Source organism: Mycetocola sp. Y171, from assembly GCF_056713165.1.
On the sequence record NZ_JBWYGX010000001.1, the window covers coordinates 1158931 to 1175748 of the forward strand.

Here is a 16818-nt window from a genome sequence, read left to right on the forward strand (position 1 = left end):
GATTTTCCACCCGCGCGAAGCCGGAAGACCCGCGCGTGCCGGTGCAACGGCATCCACCGATCGGTTGACCCCGGAATCAGCCAGACCACCGCTGTCGCAACCGCCGGATGCGCGCCATCCTGTAACCATGACCCCATCAAGCCCAGGACCCCACGAGCCCACTGAGCCCGTCGTCAGGGTCCGCAACCTCGCCAAGCGCTACGGCGCCCTCTCCGCCGTCGACGGCGTGAGCTTCGACATCCACCGCGGTGAGACCTTCGCGCTGCTCGGCCCCAACGGTGCCGGCAAGTCCACCACCATCGAGATCCTCGAGGGTTACCGCGACCGCACGAGCGGCGACGTGAGCGTGCTCGGCGTCGACCCGCAGAAGGCCAGCCTCGCCTGGAAGGCGCAGCTGGGTATCGTGCTCCAGTCGAGCGCCGAGGCCGCACACGTCTCGGTCCGCGAGCAGGTCGAGCAATTCGCCGCCTACTACGAGAACCCACGCGACGTCGATGATGTCATCGCCGCCGTCGGCCTGACCGAGAAGGCGAAGACCCGCATCGGCAAGCTCTCCGGCGGGCAGCGTCGCCGTGTCGACGTCGCCCTCGGTGTCATCGGTCGCCCGCAGTTGCTCTTCCTCGACGAGCCGACCACAGGCTTCGACCCCGAGGCCCGCCGCCACTTCTGGGAACTCATCCGTTCGCTGAAGGCCGACGGCACCACCATCCTCCTCACCACCCACTACCTCGACGAGGCCGCCCAGCTGGCCGACCGCGTCGCCGTGATCGCGGCCGGACGGCTGGTCGAGATCGGTCCTGTCGACACCATCGGCGGGGCGGATGCCCGTGTGCCGGTCGTCCGCTGGCGTGACGGTGACGGCATCCATGAGGAACGTACACACGCCCCCGCTGCGTTCGTCTCCCGGCTCGTTGCAGCCGGCGACAGCGAGCCACGCGACCTTGAGGTCATCCGACCCAGCCTCGAAGACGTCTACCTCGGTCTCGTCGGGGCCTCGAGCGCAACCGGCACCGTCGCAGACCCTGCCGAATCGACAGGAGCAGCCCATGTCTGACCAGACCCTCACCAGGCCGACCCCGGCGTCGCCGGTTCCCGCCCTCCCGCGCGGCCGCGGCATCCGTCTCGGATTGAAGCGGATCGGCTACGAGATCCGGGTGTACTTCCGGGTCGGCGACCAAGTGTTCTTCACCTTTCTCTTCCCCGTCGTGATGCTGTCGATCTTCGCCACCGCATTCAGCACGGCAGGCAACGTCGGCACGAACCCGGACGGCAGCGGCGGCATCAGCCAGGGCGCCTACTTCCTCCCGGGAATGGTCGCAGCAGGCATCCTCCTCTCCGGGGTTCAGAACCTCGCCACCGACATCGCCATGGAGAAGAGCGACGGCACCCTCAAACGGCTGGGTGGATCCCCGCTCCCGATGATCAGCTACTTCATCGGGAAGATGGGCCAGGTCTTCGTCACCTCGCTCGCCCAGGTCGTGCTGCTCCTGTTCGTGGCACGCGTCGTGTTCTCGATCGAGCTGCCGACGGAGCCCGAGAAGTGGGCGACATTCGCGTGGCTCTACCTGCTGGGCATCGTCACCTGCGCCGTCCTCGGCATCGCGCTGTCATCGGTCCCTCGGTCCGGGAAGAGCGCGACGGCCGTCGTGATCCCGATCGTCCTCGTCCTGCAGTTCATCTCCGGCGTCTATCTCATGTTCACGATGCTGCCTGAGTGGCTTCAGAACATCGCAAGCATCTTCCCGCTCAAGTGGCTCGCCCAGGGCATGCGCTCCGTCTTCCTGCCCGAGAGCTTCGCCGCACTCGAGCAGAACGGCACATGGGATCTCGGCTGGGTCGCCGTCAACCTCCTGATCTGGTGCGTGGTCGGCCTGGTGCTCTGCCGGCTCACCTTCCGCTGGATCCGCAAGGACAGCTGACGTTGCTGCCTCGGGAGGAAAATCGGGGGGTCCGTCGTCCATACGGGGACCGACCCCCTGATTTTCCTCCCGAGATTCGCATCGCCACCCGGCCTGCCGGCCGACCCAAGTACGAGAGAGTAGTGCCGTGAACAATCCGAAATGGTGGGATGTCGCTGTGACGGCGACGGCTCTCGTCGTCGGCGTCGTTGTCGCGTTCGCGTCTGATGGGCTCGACCAGTGGGGAGCATGGATCTCGCTGGCCCTGTTGTGCATCGTCTACTTCGTGCTCGGCCGCCGACTGGTCGGGGCTGCCGACAGAGACCCGGCACCGACGTCGGTGTGGCCGAGCATCACCTTCCAGGCGCTCCTCGCCGTCGTGGTGGGGGTGGGTGCCGCGTTCGAACCCAACATGCTGACCACCCAGTTCATCGTGTTCCCGCTCATCTGGGTGGTTTCGCTGAGCCGGAAGCAGGCTGTTCTCGCCAACATCGGCGCGGCCGCCGTGATGACCTCAGGTTTTCTCATCGGGTTGGGCGACGGCATCGAAGGGCTGATCCAGGCCCTGTTCGTCGGCGGTCTCTCGCTCGGCTTCAGCCTGGCTCTCGGCCTCTGGATCACGAGCATCGCCGAGTACGGCGAAGAACGGCAGCGTCTGCTGGACGACCTGCAGTCGGCACAGGGCGAGCTGGAGCTGATGAGCAGGGATGCCGGGGCGACCGCAGAACGCGAACGCATCGCCCGCGAGATCCACGACACGATCGCGCAGAGCCTCACAAGCGTCGTCATGCTCGCGCAGCGCGCCCGCCTCGAGCAACCCGCTCCCGATTCGACGCTCGAACTCATCGAGTCCACGGCCCGTGACGCGCTCAGCGAAGCGCGCGCCCTCGTGACAGCCAACGCGGGGCTGCCCGCGAGCGACGCGTCACTCGCCGACACCCTCGACCGGCTCGGCGAGCGCTTCTCCCGCGAGACCGGCGTCACCGTGACCACTGAGACGACTCTGGCCGATCTGCCTCGAGACATCGAGGTCGTCCTGCTGCGCTGCGCGCAGGAGGGTCTCGCCAACGTAAGGAAACACGCGCAGGCTCGGACGGCATCCGTCACCGTCGTCCAGGACGAGGGCACTGTGACCCTTCGCGTCGCCGACGATGGTCGCGGTCTCGACGGATTCCAGCCCGGTGACGAGCGCGGTTTCGGCCTCAGCGGCATGCGCGACAGGGTGGGGCTCGTCGGCGGCACGCTGACCGTCGCGGATGCCGTCCGCGCGTCTGGAACGGAACTCACCGTCGACATCCCCCTCGGAAAGGACGCGTCAGAATGACCGAACAGCCGATCCGCGTCGTTGTGGCCGACGATCACCCCATCGTCCGGTCGGGCATCGCCTCCCTGCTCTCGCTCGCCGACGGCATCGAGGTGGTCGCCGAGGCGGCGAACGGCGTGGAGGCGGTGGCCCTGGCCCAGGAACACCGGCCGGATCTCGTTCTGATGGATCTCCGCATGCCCGTCCCGGGCGGCGAGGAGCTCGACGGCGCTGCGGCGACGGCCCGGATCATCGCTACGGTGCCTGGGACCCGTGTGCTCATCCTGACCACGTACGAGACCGACGACCACATCCTCGGCGCCATCGAAGCGGGTGCCAGCGGATACCTGCTCAAGGCGGCGCCTCAGGACGAGATCGTCGCCGGCGTGCGCTCCGTCGTGGGCGGCCAGACGGTTCTTGCGCCGGCCATCGCGGCGAAACTCGTCGACCGGATGCGCCAGGGTGCCGCCGTGACACCGCCGAAGCTCAGCGCCCGTGAACTCGACGTCCTGCGCCTGGTGGCGACCGGCGACAGCAACCCGGTCATCGCCACGCGGCTGTTCATCAGCGAAGCGACTGTGAAGACGCACCTCCTCCACGCGTTCGAGAAGCTCGGCGTCAGCGACCGTACCCGCGCGGTCACGCTCGCGCTCGAACTCGGCCTGCTCTGAACTCGCCTGCCCTCCGTCCCGCGACATGGCAGTTGCGCACCCAACGGACCCGGAGTTCGCGATTTTGAGTGCGTAACTGCCATCTCGTGCGCTGAGGACCGCTCGCTAGCATGAGGCATGCGCGCTTTCCAGTTCCGTGAGCCCATCGAGACCGAGCGGCTGATCCTCCGCCTCGAAACGGATGCCGACGTCGACGCCATCCATTCCTGGCAGTCGCGGGCGGATGTCTGCGAATACCTCCTCTACGAGCCGCGGGACCGCGACACCGTGGCCGCGAAGGTCGCCCAGGATGCCGGGAGGACGCGGCTGGAGAAGGACGGCGACTACCTCCAGCTCGCCGTGCAGCGCACGGACGACGACCGGGTCATCGGCCAGATGTACTTCACCATCGAGAAGGCGGAGAACGCCACGCTCGAGATCGGCTGGGTCTTCCACCCGGACGTCGCAGGCAATGGCTACGCGAGCGAGTCCGCCCTGGCGCTGATGGCCGTCGGCTTCGAGACGATGGGGGCGCACCGCATCTTCGCGTCGCTCACTCCCGAGAACACGGCATCCGTTCGCCTGTGTCTGCGGCTCGGGATGCGCGAAGAAGCCCACTTCGTCGAGGACCTGTTCGTGAAGGGCCGCTGGGAGGACACCGGGGTCTACGCGATGCTCGACCGGGAGTGGCCGGCCGCGAAGGTACGAACACGGGAACGACGACAACAGAGAAGAGACGCAGAATGACGATCGACACCACGAAGGGCTTCACGCTCGCTCGCAACATCGACGCGACGCCCATCGAGATCTGGGAGGCATGGACGAACCCGGACGAGACCGCCCACTGGTGGCATCCGGCCGGATTCAGCACACCTCGGGAGGACGTCCGGATCGATGCCCGCGTCGGCGGCCGCTACTCGTGCACGATCGTCAACGACGCAACCGGCGAACGATATCCGACGGGTGGAGAGTACCGCGAGGTCGTTCCACCCGAGAAGCTCGTCTTCACCTGGGGCAGCCCCGACGACGACCCGGACGACTGCCCACTCGTCACAGTGACGATCAAGGACCTGGGTGAGCTCACGCGCTTGACCTTCGACCTGCGCGGATATGACGGCCTGTCAGGCGACGACGTGCACGACGGTTGGGACAGCGTGCTCGACGCGCTGATCTCGCACCTGGGGCAGACGGATGTGTTCGGCTGAGGCCGCTCACAGATAGCTCTCCCAGCGCGCCCCTGTGATGATGAAGGCATGCCCCCAGCTGCCCCCGACGTTCACCGCACAGGAACACGCCTGAAGTCCTGGCTCCTCCACCCGCGGCTGCTCCTCGCCATCAAGACCGCCATCGCCGTCGGGATCGCCTGGCTCGTCGCGCCTCTCATGCCCGGTGTCGCCGACGATTACCCGTACTACGCGCCGCTCGGCGCGCTCATCAGCATGTCGCCGACCCTGATGGGATCGGTCAGGCAGGGCGTCCAGACGATCGTCGCCCTCGCCATCGGCATCGCGCTGGCGGCGGCCGTCATCCTGCTCTGGGAGCCGAATGTCTTCTCCATCTCCATCGTCGTGGGGATCGGTGTGCTCATCGCCGGGAGCCGCTGGCTGACCGCCGGCGGTGACTACGTGGCCGTCGCCGCGCTGTTCGTGCTGATCATCGGAGGCCCGAACGCCGACGACTACTCGACCGGATACCTCGTACAGACAGCGGTGGGCGTCGCCGTCGGGCTCGCCGTGAACCTGCTCGTGTTCCCGCCACTCAACCTCACTGCCGCCGTCGTGCAGCTCGCGGATTTCCGCTCACAGCTCGCGTCCCATCTGCGCGACATCGCGGCCGCCCTCGTCGAGACCTGGCCGCCGGAGCATGACGAGTGGGCCGGGCGCAGCGACGCACTCGCCACCACAGCCGAGAACGTTCGCACCGCGGTCAGCCACGCCGACGAGAGCCGCAAGCTCAACCCGAGGGCGAAACTGCACCACCGCGACCTCCAGAAGGACTACGAGGATCTCACCGACCTCGAGACCATCACCTTCCACGTCCGCGATCTCACCGGCGTCCTGGCCACAGCGATCTGGGACAGTCCGTTCCCCGCCGAGCTCCCTGAGGCACTCCGGGAGCCGCTGAGCAACACCGTCGAAGCGGTCGCCGCTGTGCTGACCGCCCGCAACGCCGGAGACGACATCACCGAGAACGTCGCAGCGGCCGACGAGACGCTCGACGTTCTGCTCGCGCAGTTCGACGAGCAACGCGAATTCGCTCCGTCGTCACTCAGCCCCGCGGCGACCGTGGCCATGGATTTGCGCCGGATCCTCGCGATCATGCGCGCGAGCACACCTGCAGCGTCTGACGCCTGACGTCAGGCAGGCACTGGGCCGGTCGTGTCACCAGGCTGGAACCTCACGTCGAACGCGACCGGGTCAGGCGTACGACCGGCGAGCATCTCGACGACGGCACGCCCCGCGGCCGCACCCTTGCCCTGTGAGGGTTGCCAGACGGTCGTGAGCGATCGCTCGAGACCGTCGACGCGGATGCCGTCGAATCCGACGACGCTGAGATCCTCAGGAACGCTCAGGCCGAGTTCGTCCGCCGCGGCGAGAACCCCGGCGGCGAGGAGGTCACTCTGCGCGATGATCGCGGTCGGCCGGTCTGCGGCGGGGACGTCGAGAAGCGCGAGCGCTGCTTCCCGGCCGGCGTCGCTGCGGCTGCCGCCGGCGATCATGCCGCTGATCTCCTGGTAGACGTCGCGGGCACCGGCGATCCGCTCGATCGTGGTTGTGACGGTCGCTGCGGCCTCGCTCGCGGCGGTCAGTGGCCCGACACTGCGGTCCCGGTCGAGACCGAGTGCGACGATCGCGACCCGGCGATGACCGAGGTCCCAGAGGTGCTGCGCGAGCATGCGGCTGCCTCCCCGGTTGTCCACGCTGATCGTGTAGACGCCGGTGTCGTCCGCCCCCTCGATCTGGACCATCGGGATGTTCCGTCGCTTAAGCACGTCGAGCGTGCCGAGCGCGTCTGCATTGCAGCCGACCAGCACGACGGCATCCACGGGGGCGGTGGTCACGGTGACCTGCCCGTCGCCGAGGTCCGGCATCAGGAGGAGCCCGGCACCGATGGCGCTGATCTCCTCGGCCAGGCCGTCGAGAGTCTGGATGAGGACGGGATCACGGAAGGACACTCCGATCCGCGCGGGGATGAGGGCACCGATGATGCCGCTGTGCCCGCGCCGAAGCGACTGGGCGAGCGGGTCCGGACCGCCGTACTGCAACTCGGCTGCCGCGGCGAGGACCCTGGCCCGAGTGTCGTCGGAGACCGGACCGCGTCCGCTGAACGCGAGCGACGCGGTCGAGGGTGAGACTCCGGCCCGCGCGGCCACGGCGGCCAGCGTCGGGCGCGCGCCTGGGCGGCCCTCGCCGGATGCCTCTGCCTGGCCGTTCATGCGCTCCTTCTTCGATCGAGCCGTCGCGGCGTCAAATTCGACGGGCCCGCTTGAGAGTTGTTGCGCTCTCGGCTAGCTTAGGCGAAGTCGACTCGAATCGATTCGACCCCAGTACTCTTCTCAGAACCTCTCCGAAATCGATATGGCTTCCACTTCTTTGTCTCCTTCTCCCGCCCTCCGCCCCCGGAACGAACTCGTCGCCTGGCGAAACGCCATCTTCGTGATCTTCACGCTCTCCGGGTTGAGCATCGCGACCTGGGCGGCGCGGCTCCCTGAGATCAAGTCGAACCTCGACGTGTCCACCGGGTCGATCGGCATCCTGATCCTCGGAATGAGTGTCGGCTCGATCCTCGGTCTGATGGCATCCGCTGCGTTGCTCGTCCGCCTGGGCGCCCGGTCGGGGATGGTTCTGGCCCTGAGCCTCGTCTCGGTCGGTCTCGTGCTCATCGGCATCGGCGCCGGGGTCGTCTTCTCACCGGTCCTCGTCTTCGTCGGGCTCGCTCTGTTCGGGTTCGGCAACGGAACGGTCGACGTGATGATGAACGTCGAGGGCGCTGCGGCCGAGACCGAACTCGGCAAGACGGTCCTGCCGCTGATGCATGCATGCTTCAGCCTCGGAACCGTGATCGGCGCCGCCATCGGCGCAGCGGCATCCGTTCTCGACATCGACGTGACGTGGCACGCCATCGCCATGGCCGTGCTCATCGCGGTGACGGCCATCATTTCTGTTCGGTTTGTACCGCTGCGCGACGAACTCGGTGACGAGACCCCCACCCACTCCCACACGAGCGACTGGAAGTCACGGCTGCGTGCCAACCTCTCGGTCTGGACAGACGTGCGGCTCATCCTCATCGGCGTGATCATGCTCGGCATGGCCTTCGCCGAGGGCAGCGCCAACGACTGGCTCGCGCTCGCGACGGTCGAGGGCCACGGCCAGTCCGAAGCCACAGGGGCGCTCGTGTTCGGAGTGTTCGTCTCTGCCATGACCATCGGCCGTGTGGCAGGCGGGCCCCTCATCGACCGCTTCGGTCGCGTGCTCGTGCTGCAGGTCTCCGCGGTCTCGGCGATCGTCGGCCTCCTCGTCTTCATCCTCGGCCCGAACCTCGGCGTGATCGTCGTCGGCGCCGTGCTCTGGGGACTGGGAAGCGCACTCGGATTCCCGCTCGGGATGTCGGCTGCCGCAGAAGGCGCGAACGCCGCTGCCCGCGTGAGTGCCGTCGCCATGATCGGCTACCTGGCCTTCCTCGTCGGACCGCCCCTGATCGGCATCCTCGGCGACTACGTCGGCCTGCTCAACGCCCTGTACGTGGTGCTGATCCTCGTGGTGCTCTCCGGGCTCGCCAGCCCCGCGGCCAGGGAACACCGCCGTTCATCCGTCGAACATGCAGACAATCCGGATGCATGACCGACAGATGCGACGGACGAACCGCCACGCTGCATCCCGCCCGGCCAACGCCAGCTAAACTCGTCGAGTGCGTTTGGTGATTGCGAAGTGTTCGGTGGACTACGCCGGGCGACTTTCGGCGCACCTTCCGCTGGCGACGCGCCTGCTCATGCTCAAGAGCGACGGCAGCCTGCTCGTCCACTCGGACGGCGGCAGCTACAAGCCACTCAACTGGATGAGCCCACCGTGCACACTCAGTGTCTCCGAACCCGACGATGACCAGGCGGATGCCGGCATCCTCGAGCTCTGGAAGGTCACCCACGCGAAGACCGGTGACCAGCTCATCGTGTCGCTGTACGAGGTCTACTCGGACTCGTCCCATGAGTTCGGCGTCGACCCCGGTCTCCAGAAGGACGGCGTCGAGGCGCACCTCCAGAAGCTCCTCGCCGAGCAGATCGACCTCCTCGGTGACGGCCACACCCTCGTCAGGCGCGAGTACATGACCGCCATCGGTCCTGTGGACATCCTCGCCCGCGATTCGGCAGGAGCCTCCGTCGCCGTCGAGCTGAAACGCCGCGGAGACATCGACGGCGTCGAGCAGCTCACCCGCTATCTCGAGCTGATGAATCGCGACCCGCACCTTGCCCCAGTTCGGGGCGTGTTCGCCGCCCAGGAGATCAAGCCGCAGGCGCGAACGCTGGCCGAAGATCGAGGCATCCGGTGCCTCGTTCTCGACTATGACGCGATGCGAGGCCTCGACAACGCCGACGGTCGCCTGTTCTGACTCCCGCCCGCTGGCGAGGCAGGGGCGGAAGCATTCCCGACAAATTGTCGCGTTGCCCGCGAAACTGCCTACTATAGGAGTCCCTATGTCTATTTCCTCTCCTGAACTGACGAGCACGGGCTCCATCATCGTCAACCGCACCTGGTCGTGCATCCTCTTCGACCTCGACGGAACGATCACTGACTCAGCCCCCGGCATCGTCGCGCGACTGGCCAAGATGTTCGCTGCGCTGAACCTTCCTGTGCCCTCCGACGACGAGCTGCTGCACTGGGTCGGCCCTCCGATGCTCGAATCGCTCGAACTGCGTGCGGGCATGTCCCCGACCGAGGCCTTCGACGCGCTCACGGTCTACCGCGGCATCTCCGACGTCGACGGCCCGTGGACCGGATCCGCGGTCTACCCGGGCATCGCCGGCCTGATCAAGAAGATCGCCGCGAGTGGAATCCCTCTGGCGATCGCGAGCAGCAAGCCAGAATCGCAGATCAACGCCGTGCTCGGCCACTTCGGACTGCTCGACTACTTCACCGTGATCTGCGGCGCCTCTGAAGACGAGACCAGGAGCGCCAAAGCGGATGTCGTCGCTGAGGCCATCGTGCGGCTCACCGAGAAGGGCGTCGATCTCACGCACACCGTGCTCGTCGGCGACCGCCACCACGACGTCGAAGGCGCAGCCGTCCACGGCATCCCGACCATCATGGTCGAGTGGGGCTACGGGTCCCCGGCGGAAGCGACCCACGCGATGGCTGTCGTGCACTCGGCGGACCAGCTCTCGAAGCTCCTCCTGGGCTGACTGCCCGCCCCGTTCTCGGCGTCCTCCCACCGCTGCGCCATAGGGTCGAGTCATGACTGACGGACTCTGGTGGCTCCCGTCCCTGATCGTGTTCGGAACGGTCGGTCTCGGTGTCTTCGCCGGAATCCGCGCCTCCGCCGCGCGACGCAAGAGGCTCGGCAGAGGGACCTCTGACACCCTCGCCACCCTCGAGCAGCAGGCCGGAGTCGCGCTCGTGCGCGCAGACGACCTCGTGCACAGGGCCGAGGAGGAGGTCGACTTCGCCGCTGCCCAGTTCGGAGATGCAGCAGCGAAGGATTTTGCCACCGCTGTCACGTCCGCCCGCGACCGCTTGCGTGAGGCGTTCCGCCTGCACCAGCAGCTCGCAGACGAAGTGCCCGACAGCGACTCCCAGCGTCGACGCTGGAACGAGCGGATCCTCGAGCTGTGCACAGCCGTGAACCAGGTGATCGATACCCAGACCAGCGGCCTCGACGAAAGACGCGCGATCGAGCGAGATGCTCCGAACCGGCTCGGCGAACTCGATCAGGGCGTCACCGCAACCGAAGCGCGCCTGACCGAGACGGAGGCCACCCTGGAACGGCTCGCCGGCCAGTTCGCGCCGGGCACGATCGCCTCGGTGACGGATGCCCCCTCCCGCGCCCGTGATGCCCTCACGAACGCCCGTACAGCGATCGAGCGCGCGCAGGCCAGGGTTGCGGAGCGGGAGACCGCCGCCGAGGCCCTGGACGACGCCGCCGAGCAGCTGCTCACTGCGCGGCACGCGCTCGACAGCGTGTCGAGAACTGCGGCCGGCCTGGACGCAGCACACGCCGAGCTCGCCACCACCGTGGAACGCGCGCGCGCAGCAGTCGATGAGGCACGCCGGCTGAGGGATGCCGCCGAGGTGCCTGAGGCGGCAACCGAGATCTCGTCGGCCATGTCCGTTGTGACCGCAGCACTCGCCGGCGCGGCAGTGCGCACCGACCTGCCAGACCCACTGGCCAGACTGGACGCCCTCCGCGAGGCGGAGTCCCGGCTTGATGCGGCGCTGTCGAGCGCCCGCAGCCGGCAGCAGCGACTCGACTCTGCGCGGGAGGCGCTTCGCGGCGCTCTCTTCTCCGCACGCAGTCACCTGGATGTGGCGTCGTCGTTCATCGCCGGCAACCGCGGGCGGGTCGGCCCCGATGCCAGGACCCGGCTCGCCGAGGCCGAGCGCCAGCTCGCCCTCGCCGAAGCAGCGGACGACCCGGTCGATGCCCTCGACACCGCGAGGCGCGTCTCCCGGCTCGCCCAGGATGCCGACGCACTCGCCCGGTACGACGTCGGCCCAGGGACGGCGCCGTACAGGCACTGAAGCACGCTCCGCTGCCACGCAAGAATTCGTCGTCGACCCGTTAGAGGTCACCCGTCCGAGGGTCACGGACTCGCTCCACAACGCTGTCAACACGCGGTTCTTCACCCCCAATTCGGGGATTTCGAAACGCGCGATTGTTGCGCGGACCGACGAATCGACGACTCTGGCCGACCGATCACCAGCGTGGAATCCGACGTCGGCCAGGGGCGCGAAAAGCGCGGGAACATCCGGATCTCGCGAGGCAGACCTGCCCGGATCGTCCGTCGTGGACACGCCCGGAAAATCGGCTCGTGTCCCCCGTCTGATGGACCGACATCGGCGGAATTGCGCGGAACCTGACCGTTCAAACGCTTCGCTATAGTTCCAAACGTACGTTGAGCGACGACCCGAAAGACGTTGAACGGACATCGTGAACATAGCCATATTCCAATGGGAACAGTGACCGGGGTCCAAACCTTGAATCGTAGTGAACGCAACAAACTTGTCGTCGAGAACCTCCCCCTCGTGGGGTATCTCGTCTCCGAGATCTGCGCCAGAGCCAGCCATCTCTCCCGAGATGATCTCGCCTCGGCAGGCGCCATCGCCCTGATCACATCGGCGGACTCCTTCAACCCCGATCTCGGGGTCCCGTTCGGTGCTTTCGCCCGGAAGCGGATCCTCGGGGCGTTCGCCGACGACATGCGCGCGAACGACTGGGCCACCCGCGGCGCTCGCAGGCGCATCACCGAGACCCTGTCAGTCCAGGAGTCCCTCACCGCAGCGCTCGGCCGTACGCCCGACCTCGACGAGATGGCGTCGGCGCTCGGCGTCGACCGCGAGACGGTGGCTGCAGGACTCGCGGACGCCTCCCGCACCCTGACCACGCTCGACGGGGCGACCGCTGAGTACCTGGCCGCAGACATCCCGCTCCCCGAGGAGACACTCCTCGTCGCTGAACGCCTGACCCACCTGCGCTCGGCCGTCGCCGCCCTGCCTACAACCATGCGTTTCATCATCGAGCAGATCTACTTCGAGGACCGATCGGTGAAAGAGCTCGCTGCAGAACTCGGCATCACTCACTCAGCCGTGTCCCAGCAGCGGGCCGAAGCTGTGCGCCTCCTGCGCGACGGCATGGCGACCCACTACGCCGACGACCCGGAATCGGACGTCATCCCGCAGTCCAGGATCGCCCCCGCCCGCCGGGCCGCGTACCTGTCAGGCGTCGCAGAACAGATCATGCGGGCGACCAGGCAGCCGTCGATCGCCCTGTCGAGTTGACGCACGAGAACTTCTTCCGCTGAACAGCTAACCGTCCCCGTCGCCCGGACGATAGCTGAGAGGGAACACACCGGACCATGGATGGGCCGGCCACAACCCCGATCAAGGAAGACATCATCATGGGTATGCAGATCAACACCAACGTTTCGGCACTCAACTCGTACCGGAACCTCTCCAACACGCAGAACGACCTGTCGAAGTCACTGGAGAAGCTCTCCAGCGGTCTCCGCATCAACCGTGCGGCAGACGACGCGGCCGGCCTCGCAATCTCCGAGGGCCTGCGTGCGCAGGTCGGCGGACTCAAGGTCGCGGCCCGCAACGCCCAGGACGGCATCTCGGTCATCCAGACCGCTGAAGGCGCCCTGACCGAGGTCCACTCGATCCTCCAGCGCATGCGTGACCTCGCCGTCCAGTCCGGTAGCGACTCGAACAACGCCGACTCGCGTGACGCGATCAAGGCAGAGTCGGACGCCCTGTCCGAGGAACTCGGCCGCATCGGCGCGTCGACGAACTTCAACGGCATCCAGCTGCTGGGCAAGGCCGATGGCACCGCGGGTGCAGCCACCAACCTGACCTTCCAGGTCGGCGCGGGCAGCGACGCGGCCTCCAACCAGATCACCATCGACCTCTCCGGCATCGACCTCGGTGCGTTGAAGACCACCACCGGCGCCCTGACATTCGACTCCGCTGCGAACGCAGCGACGTCGATCGCGGCACTCGACACGGCGATCACGAGCATCTCCACCGAGCGCGCAAACCTGGGTGCGGTGCAGAACCGTTTCGAGTCGACTATCAACAGCCTCAACGTGTCTAGCGAGAACCTGGCAGCAGCCGAGTCCCGCATCCGCGACACCGACATGGCATCCGAGATGGTCAACTACACCCGTGCGAACATCCTGTCGCAGGCCGGTACCGCCATGCTCGCGCAGGCGAACCAGTCCAACCAGGGCGTTCTGCAGCTCCTCGGCTAGACCGGGTCCTGACAAGCGCCCGGCGGTCGCCGAGCGGGAACTGGACCTCCTGCCTCGGTCGCCGCCGGGCGTTTTCGGCACTCACACACAACGACGGGATCACCAATGGGACTCGCACTCGACGGGCTCGCGAGCAGCCTCGACACCACCGCCCTCATCAATTCCCTGATGCAACTCGAGGCGATCCCGCAGTCTCTCCTGAAGACCAAGGTCACAGGCACCCAGTCCGTCATCACAGCACTTCAGTCGCTCAACACGAAGATCGCCACGCTCGGCGAACTCGCCACGACGACCTCGAAGCCCGGGGCTCTCGCCCTCTTTTCGGCGACCAGCAGCTCAGACAAGATCTCGGTGAGCGTGGCGAAGGGCGCAACAGGCGGCCAGTTCGACATCACCGTCGACAAGCTCGCGCAGGCGCAGACGACGGTGTCCGCCGCGGGCACGGCCTGGCCCGAAAACTCCATGACCATCACCGGCACAGACGGTGTCGCCGTGTCCGTCACCGCCGCGTCCACCTCCCTCGACGACATGGTGAAGGCTGTGAACGGCGCGGATGCCGGCGTCACGGCGACCAAGGTCGCCGCTGGAAAGGATGCCGTCACGGGCGAGCCGCAATTCCGGCTGCAGTTCACGGCATCCGAGACCGGCGCAGCCGGTGCATTCACGATAACCGGCACGACGTCCGGAATGACCACCATCAGGAACGCACAGGACGCCGAAGCAACCCTCTGGAAGGGCACGGCGGCCGAGCAGATCGTCACCTCGTCGACCAGCACCTTCGACGGAATCCTCTCCGGCGTCTCGATCACCGCCACCGCCGTCTCGACTGATTCGGTCAGCGTCACGGTCGCGCGCGACCCCGCAGCGGCCACGAAGGTCGCCTCGGACTTCGTCGGGTCGCTCAACGAGATCTTCGCGCTCATCTCGACGAAGTCAGCGGTGTCCACGACGACGACCAACGGCGTCACATCGGTGAAGGGCGGAGTGTTCACCGGCGACAGCACCGTGCGCGGCACGAAGCAGTCACTCCTGAGCGCAGCCTCCCTGCCCGCTGACGGGCTCTCGCCGTCGGAGATCGGCATCAGCATCACGAAGGCTGGTGTCCTCGAGTTCGACGCCGAAGTGTTCGCCACCGCCCTCGCAGACGATCCGGCCAGGGTCGAATCGATGATGCAGGAGATCGCCTCCCGCGTGGCCAGATCCGCATCGGTGGCATCGGACAAGTACGAGGGAAGCCTCACGTCGAAGATCACCGGGCAGGAATCGCTCGCCAAGAACCTCAGCGGGCAGATCGAAGAGTGGGACACCCGGCTCGAGAACCGGCGCGCGACCCTCTCCCGTACTTACGTCGCCATGGAAGTCCGACTCAGCGCCCTCAACGCACAGTCGTCCTACCTGACTTCACAACTCGCATCCCTGAACACTGGAAACTCGAAATGACCCTGACGAACTTTCCCGCCCAGCGTGCCAGGTACAACCGCGAGGCCATTCTGTCCGCCACTCCTGCGACACTCCTCACAATGCTTTACGACCGGCTGCTCCTCGACCTGGGCAGGGCCGAGGCCGCGCAGGAACGCGAGGACTGGGCAGTCGCCAGGGACAACCTCGTGCACGCCCAGGACATCATCGCCGAGTTGTCGTCGTCGTTGAAGCTCGACGCCTGGGACGGTGCCGCCGGCATCTTCGGTCTGTACACCTATGTGTCCGGCCTGCTGATCACCGCGAACGTTCACCGCAACATCGCTCACACCCGCGAGAGCATCGCCGTTCTCGAGCCTCTCCGCCAGGTCTGGTACGAGGCAGCGGCCGATCTGCCTGTCGCCCGACCGGTCTCGGCCACAGGCGGGACCCTCGGCATTGGCTGAGAACCCCGACTCGGCCTGGTTCGCCATCCTCGACGGGATGGAGTCCGACCTCGCCCGGGAGATCGACCTCTCGCAGACCGGCTCCTGGGCGCCTCCGGCCAACGCCGGCCCGCTCCCCGCACACCTCGCCGACCGCGCCAGACGGCTCGTGGATGCCCAGCAGCGCGCGATCGCCTCCCTGGTCGACGACCACAAGTCCGTTGGCCGGCACCTGGCCGCGCTCCGCACGGTCCCGTCGACGCTGCCTGCAGGGCAGTCCGTCTACCTCGACGTCGTCGGGTAGACAGCTCTCATGGCATCCGTTCCTAACCAACGGCGATCGATCGCCGATAGCTAAGGGGGAGCACGGATCGCTCACCCTCCAGGCCACGGATCGGCCGCGCAGTACTTCTCACGAGATGGGTAATCGTGCTTGAATCCGTGACCTCAGCCGCGCTGTCGAGCGCGCTTGATGGGCTCTCCCTTCGCCAGAAGGCGATCGCCAACAACATCGCCAACGTGAACACGGTCGGCTACCGATCCCAGCGCGTCTCGTTCGAGGATGCCCTTGCGGATTCCGTCCGCTCAGGGAGCGGCGTGACGGCGGCGACTCTCCAGCGCTCACTCGAACCCACCGGTCTCAACGGCAACAACGTGAACCTCGACACCGAGACCCTGTCGAACATCGACACGGTACTCCGCTACCAGTTCGCCGCACGGGCGGTCGAGGGCACCTTCACAAGCGTGCGCTCCGCCATGAGGACCAGCTGATGACCTTCGACGCGATCGGCATCGCCGGAACAGCACTCACTGTGCACCGCAAGTGGCTCGACGCCGTGTCGGACAACATCGCCAACGTGAACACGGTGACGGCCACGGACGGTGACGCGTTCCGCGCCCGCTACGTGCTGGCGCAGGCAGGCGAAGGCACGTCGGGTGTCTACGTCGCCGGTGCAGCCTTCGGCGCCGCAGAAGGCAGGGTCGTCCACCAGCCCGACCACCCCCTCGCGGACGAGGACGGCTACGTGCGCTACCCGGACATCGACATGGCGTCGCAGATGGGGCAGCTCATCATGGCGCAGCGCGGATACCAGGCCAACGCCGCTGTCGTCGACCGCGCCAAAGAGACCTACCAGGCCGCACTTCAGATCGGACGTTCCTGATG

At 66.9% G+C, this 16818-nt stretch carries 19 protein-coding genes; 18 read left to right on the forward strand and 1 reads right to left on the reverse strand.

Translation table 11 applies throughout. The features are described 5' to 3' along the window. The first annotated feature begins 127 nt into the window (after positions 1-127). From AC1M2K_RS05485 to AC1M2K_RS05515, 7 genes are all read left to right on the forward strand, one after another. Positions 128-1054, forward strand: coding sequence for an ABC transporter ATP-binding protein (locus AC1M2K_RS05485; RefSeq protein WP_480240148.1), 927 nt, complete (start codon positions 128-130; stop codon positions 1052-1054). After that, a complete protein-coding gene (locus tag AC1M2K_RS05490) occupies positions 1047-1919 on the forward strand; it encodes an ABC transporter permease (protein ID WP_480240149.1) in 873 nt (290 codons plus the stop codon). The genes AC1M2K_RS05485 and AC1M2K_RS05490 overlap by 8 nt, the downstream gene beginning before the upstream one ends. A 127-nt stretch (positions 1920-2046) precedes the next feature. Further along, a complete protein-coding gene (locus AC1M2K_RS05495; protein WP_480240150.1) occupies positions 2047-3222 on the forward strand; it encodes a sensor histidine kinase in 1176 nt (391 codons plus the stop codon). Then, positions 3219-3872 carry a response regulator gene (locus AC1M2K_RS05500; protein ID WP_480240151.1) on the forward strand — a complete coding sequence of 218 codons (654 nt, stop codon included), beginning with the start codon at positions 3219-3221 and terminating at the stop codon, positions 3870-3872. The genes AC1M2K_RS05495 and AC1M2K_RS05500 overlap by 4 nt, the downstream gene beginning before the upstream one ends. A gap of 117 nt (positions 3873-3989) precedes the next feature. Continuing rightward, complete coding sequence (locus tag AC1M2K_RS05505; protein WP_480240152.1) at positions 3990-4598, forward strand: GNAT family N-acetyltransferase; 609 nt, start codon at positions 3990-3992, stop codon at positions 4596-4598. Continuing rightward, positions 4595-5056, forward strand: a complete 462-nt coding sequence (locus AC1M2K_RS05510) for an SRPBCC family protein (RefSeq protein ID WP_480240153.1) — start codon at positions 4595-4597, stop codon at positions 5054-5056. Before AC1M2K_RS05505 ends, AC1M2K_RS05510 begins: the two co-directional genes overlap by 4 nt. 48 nt (positions 5057-5104) lie before the next feature. After that, a complete protein-coding gene (locus tag AC1M2K_RS05515) occupies positions 5105-6205 on the forward strand; it encodes an FUSC family protein (RefSeq protein WP_480240154.1) in 1101 nt (366 codons plus the stop codon). 2 nt (positions 6206-6207) lie between these two features. Here the strand turns inward: AC1M2K_RS05515 and AC1M2K_RS05520 are convergent, their stop codons facing one another. Further along, entirely contained in the window at positions 6208-7287 is a 1080-nt protein-coding gene (locus AC1M2K_RS05520; protein WP_480240155.1) for a LacI family DNA-binding transcriptional regulator, read from the reverse strand. A gap of 142 nt (positions 7288-7429) precedes the next feature. Between AC1M2K_RS05520 and AC1M2K_RS05525 the strand changes: the two genes are divergently transcribed. The 11 genes from AC1M2K_RS05525 (at position 7430) to AC1M2K_RS05575 (ending at position 16816) form a co-directional block, all read left to right on the forward strand. Then, complete coding sequence (locus tag AC1M2K_RS05525; protein WP_480240156.1) at positions 7430-8692, forward strand: MFS transporter; 1263 nt, start codon at positions 7430-7432, stop codon at positions 8690-8692. A 67-nt stretch (positions 8693-8759) separates the two neighbouring features. Beyond that, complete coding sequence (nucS, locus tag AC1M2K_RS05530; RefSeq protein ID WP_480238396.1) at positions 8760-9455, forward strand: endonuclease NucS; 696 nt, start codon at positions 8760-8762, stop codon at positions 9453-9455. Positions 9456-9540: 85 nt separating this feature from the next. Next, positions 9541-10245 (forward strand): HAD hydrolase-like protein, encoded by a 705-nt coding sequence (locus AC1M2K_RS05535; protein ID WP_480238397.1) that lies wholly within the window; start codon positions 9541-9543, stop codon positions 10243-10245. 52 nt (positions 10246-10297) lie between these two features. After that, positions 10298-11581, forward strand: a complete 1284-nt coding sequence (locus tag AC1M2K_RS05540) for a coiled-coil domain-containing protein (RefSeq protein ID WP_480240157.1) — start codon at positions 10298-10300, stop codon at positions 11579-11581. Between the two features lie 456 nt (positions 11582-12037). Continuing rightward, positions 12038-12838, forward strand: a complete 801-nt coding sequence (locus AC1M2K_RS05545; protein ID WP_480240158.1) for a sigma-70 family RNA polymerase sigma factor — start codon at positions 12038-12040, stop codon at positions 12836-12838. A 119-nt stretch (positions 12839-12957) separates the two neighbouring features. Then, entirely contained in the window at positions 12958-13809 is an 852-nt protein-coding gene (locus AC1M2K_RS05550) for a flagellin N-terminal helical domain-containing protein (protein ID WP_480240808.1), read from the forward strand. Between the two features lie 105 nt (positions 13810-13914). Continuing rightward, positions 13915-15249, forward strand: coding sequence for a flagellar filament capping protein FliD (fliD, locus tag AC1M2K_RS05555; protein ID WP_480240159.1), 1335 nt, complete (start codon positions 13915-13917; stop codon positions 15247-15249). After that, positions 15246-15674, forward strand: coding sequence for a flagellar export chaperone FliS (fliS, locus tag AC1M2K_RS05560; protein ID WP_480240160.1), 429 nt, complete (start codon positions 15246-15248; stop codon positions 15672-15674). The genes fliD and fliS overlap by 4 nt, the downstream gene beginning before the upstream one ends. Beyond that, positions 15667-15957: a hypothetical protein gene (locus tag AC1M2K_RS05565; RefSeq protein WP_480240161.1), complete on the forward strand. Its 291-nt coding sequence runs from the start codon at positions 15667-15669 to the stop codon at positions 15955-15957. Before fliS ends, AC1M2K_RS05565 begins: the two co-directional genes overlap by 8 nt. Positions 15958-16082: 125 nt before the next feature. Further along, positions 16083-16424, forward strand: coding sequence for a flagellar basal body rod protein FlgB (gene flgB / locus AC1M2K_RS05570; protein WP_480240162.1), 342 nt, complete (start codon positions 16083-16085; stop codon positions 16422-16424). Further along, positions 16424-16816, forward strand: coding sequence for a flagellar basal body rod protein FlgC (locus AC1M2K_RS05575; RefSeq protein WP_480240163.1), 393 nt, complete (start codon positions 16424-16426; stop codon positions 16814-16816). Before flgB ends, AC1M2K_RS05575 begins: the two co-directional genes overlap by 1 nt. Positions 16817-16818 lie beyond the last annotated feature (2 nt).

Bases quoted from the DNA above. Each gene is read 5' to 3' on its own strand.
- AC1M2K_RS05500 (WP_480240151.1), top strand. From the start codon at position 3,219: ATGACCGAACAGCCGATCCGCGTCGTTGTGGCCGACGATCACCCCATC.
- fliD (WP_480240159.1), top strand. From the start codon at position 13,915: ATGGGACTCGCACTCGACGGGCTCGCGAGCAGCCTCGACACCACCGCC.
- AC1M2K_RS05535 (WP_480238397.1), top strand. From the start codon at position 9,541: ATGTCTATTTCCTCTCCTGAACTGACGAGCACGGGCTCCATCATCGTC.
- AC1M2K_RS05520 (WP_480240155.1), bottom strand. From the start codon at position 7,287: ATGAACGGCCAGGCAGAGGCATCCGGCGAGGGCCGCCCAGGCGCGCGC.
- AC1M2K_RS05575 (WP_480240163.1), top strand. From the start codon at position 16,424: ATGACCTTCGACGCGATCGGCATCGCCGGAACAGCACTCACTGTGCAC.
- AC1M2K_RS05540 (WP_480240157.1), top strand. From the start codon at position 10,298: ATGACTGACGGACTCTGGTGGCTCCCGTCCCTGATCGTGTTCGGAACG.
- AC1M2K_RS05525 (WP_480240156.1), top strand. From the start codon at position 7,430: ATGGCTTCCACTTCTTTGTCTCCTTCTCCCGCCCTCCGCCCCCGGAAC.
- AC1M2K_RS05510 (WP_480240153.1), top strand. From the start codon at position 4,595: ATGACGATCGACACCACGAAGGGCTTCACGCTCGCTCGCAACATCGAC.
- AC1M2K_RS05485 (WP_480240148.1), top strand. From the start codon at position 128: ATGACCCCATCAAGCCCAGGACCCCACGAGCCCACTGAGCCCGTCGTC.
- fliS (WP_480240160.1), top strand. From the start codon at position 15,246: ATGACCCTGACGAACTTTCCCGCCCAGCGTGCCAGGTACAACCGCGAG.
- AC1M2K_RS05550 (WP_480240808.1), top strand. From the start codon at position 12,958: ATGGGTATGCAGATCAACACCAACGTTTCGGCACTCAACTCGTACCGG.
- AC1M2K_RS05505 (WP_480240152.1), top strand. From the start codon at position 3,990: ATGCGCGCTTTCCAGTTCCGTGAGCCCATCGAGACCGAGCGGCTGATC.
- AC1M2K_RS05515 (WP_480240154.1), top strand. From the start codon at position 5,105: ATGCCCCCAGCTGCCCCCGACGTTCACCGCACAGGAACACGCCTGAAG.
- AC1M2K_RS05490 (WP_480240149.1), top strand. From the start codon at position 1,047: ATGTCTGACCAGACCCTCACCAGGCCGACCCCGGCGTCGCCGGTTCCC.